Source organism: Halolamina salina (genome assembly GCF_042678005.1).
GTDB classification, from domain to species: domain Archaea; phylum Halobacteriota; class Halobacteria; order Halobacteriales; family Haloferacaceae; genus Halolamina; species Halolamina salina.
Genome location: NZ_JBHUDH010000203.1, coordinates 429 through 2,908, shown reverse-complemented (window position 1 = coordinate 2,908; position 2,480 = coordinate 429). Strand labels below are relative to the sequence as shown.

At 70.6% G+C, this 2,480-nt stretch carries 1 protein-coding gene and 1 pseudogene; one reads left to right on the top strand and one right to left on the bottom strand.

The genetic code is table 11. The features are described from left to right. Nucleotides 1-130: 130 nt before the first annotated feature. Nucleotides 131-1,399 carry an HAD family hydrolase gene (locus ACFR9S_RS14460; RefSeq protein WP_379818941.1) on the top strand — a complete coding sequence of 423 codons (1,269 nt, stop codon included), beginning with the start codon at nt 131-133 and terminating at the stop codon, nt 1,397-1,399. On the opposite strand, the pseudogene ACFR9S_RS14455 reads toward ACFR9S_RS14460, so the two are convergent. Beyond that, a pseudogene (locus ACFR9S_RS14455) lies at nt 1,400-2,480 on the bottom strand (MFS transporter); the annotation flags it as partial.

The window sequence follows — 2,480 nt, the reverse complement described above, 5'->3', positions numbered from 1 at the left end:
CCCCGGATCCGGCCGCGGCCGGTCGACGAGCCGCGGCGAGCCGTCCTCGCTCAGCACAACTGCGTCCATGTAACACCGTATCACACAACCGCACAAAACGTTTATCCTATAGTGAGTAAAGATTTGAGCCATGCGAAACCGCGACCGCTCGGGCGTCGACCACCGCGAACGGCTCGACCGGCTGTACGACGAGTTCGACACCGCGTCGATCCGTTCCCTGCGGGACTTCGTGGAGCTGTTCCCGCCGGTCGACTCGACGGCCGCGCTGGAGCGGTGGGAGACCGCGCGTGCGGACTTCGAGAGCCGGAACGGCCGGATCGTCGACGCGTTCGGCGAGGCCTACGCCGACATCGCCAGCCGCGCGACCCGGGAGACCGCGAGGACGGCCGCCGACCTCTGGGACCGCGAGGGCCGGGCGATCAACGTGCTCGTCCTCGACGTGGACGAGACGCTGCGCTCGGCGGGGAGCACGGACAACGAGATCCCCCGCGAGACGCTCCACCTGCTGACGGAACTGCACGACGACGGCGTGCCGATCGTGATCTGCACCGGGCAGACGCTGGAGAACGTGAAGGGCTTTCTCGTCCAAGGGCTCGGCAGCGAGCTCGTCCACTCGGGCGAGCTCTCGGTCGTGTACGAGGCCGGCAACGGGGTGTTCACGCCCGGCCACGGCTCCGACACCAAGCAGCTGCTGTACGAGGAGCTGGCGCCGTCGATCCGCCGGGTGTTCGAGCAGGTCCGATCGAGCGCGCTCGGGGACGCCCCCTCGGCGGTCGCCCGGGGCTGTCACCTCCAGGGCAACGAGTTCAACGTCACCCTCAAACCCAACCACGAGACCGGCAGCGACGACGCGCGGGCGGTGATCGACGAGGCGCTGCGCCACCAGATCGACTCGCTCGGCCGGGCGGTCGCGGCCGAGACCGGAATCGAGGGGGACGCGGAAGGGTGGGCGCGGTCGTACTACGCCGCTGCCGACGCCGAGATCGCCGCCGTGCTCGACCGCGTTGGTGCGTCAGTCCCCGAAATCACCGTCCCGGAGCCGGTCCGGGAGCTGTTCGAACGCGTCGACGTGGGGTACTACGAGGCCGACGCCGCGGAGATCACGTCGCTCGAACTCGACAAGGTCGCCGGCGTCGAGGCCGCCTTCGACGTGCTCGGCATCGACGACCCGTTCGCGCTGGTGCTCGGCGACTCGAAGTCGGACCTGCGGGTGATGGAGTGGGTCGACCGGACCGACGCCGGCATCGCGGGCGCGCCGGAGCACGCCTCCGAAGTGGTGCTGGACCACGTCCGTGACACCGACGGGCTGCTGTTCGACCGCGGCGACGCCGGAACGCCGCTGCGGACGGCGATCGCGCTGAACCGACTCGCGGCGTTCGAGCGCGGCGACGGTCGCTGATCACCACTCCGTCAGCGCGCCGCGGCCGTGGAACCACGTGAGCACGACCGCGAACGTGAGCGCGCCCGCCACCGCGAACGCGCCGCCGACGAAGAACACCGTCGCGATGCCGTACTGGCTCCAGAGCCAGCCGGCGAGCACGGGACCGAGCACGCTGCCGGGCCGCCAGACGAGTTCGCGGATGCCGAAGCTGGCGGCGATCCCGCCCTCGTCTGCCCCCTCGTCGGCGAACAGCGCCATGCTCGCGGGCTCGCGGAACGCGTCGACGACGCCGAGCAGCCCGTTGACGACGAGGAGGGGAATGAAGGCCGGACCGAGCTTCCCGAGCAGCGAGTAGCCCGCGCCGACACCCGCCACGTCGCTGAGCAGCGACGGGACGATCAGCTCGTACGTCTCGGGGAGGCCGATCGCCGCGCCGATCGCCGGCGTGAACGGAACCGCGAGCGCGACCAGCCCGTACGCGCCGCCGCCGGCGAACACGAACAGCGAGCGGCCGTAGTCGTCGGAGAGCCGGCCGGTGAACGGCTGACAGAGCATGTTCGTGAGCTTCTCGGCGACGAGGACGAACGCGACCGCCAGCCCGGCGTACGCCAGCCCGCCCCGGGCCGCCGAGACGCCGGCGAAGATGCTCACCCACGACCGGACGACAGTGACGGCGACGGCGTACTGCGCGCGGAACGAGGTGAGCGTGATGATGCGCTTGTTGAGCGCCAGCCCCGCGAAGGGATTGCCGTACGAGCGGCTCTCGTCGGCCGGGAGATAGAGCCAGACGCCCGCGAGCGCGAGCGCGAAGGCGGCGACGATCACCGTGTAGATCGGCGTGAACCCGATGACCTGGTACAGCCCGCCCGCGATGATCATGCCGAGGATCGACGCGAGGAAGCGGACGGAGTTGGCCTTCCCGATGCTGTTTGCCCGCTCGCCGTGGTCGGCGAGCTCGCCCACGAGCGAGAGCGTCATCAGCCCCGAGCCGGTGACGACGACGCCCTGCAGCGCGCGAACGCCGATGAACGCCGTGCTGTCGGCGAAGCTCGTCGAGAGCTCCACGCCGAAAAGCGAGGCCGCGACGCCGGCGACGGCG

What these genes read in the sequence shown, in the direction of transcription:
- ACFR9S_RS14460 (WP_379818941.1), top strand. Translation starts at nt 131, where the DNA reads ATGCGAAACCGCGACCGCTCGGGCGTCGACCACCGCGAACGGCTCGAC.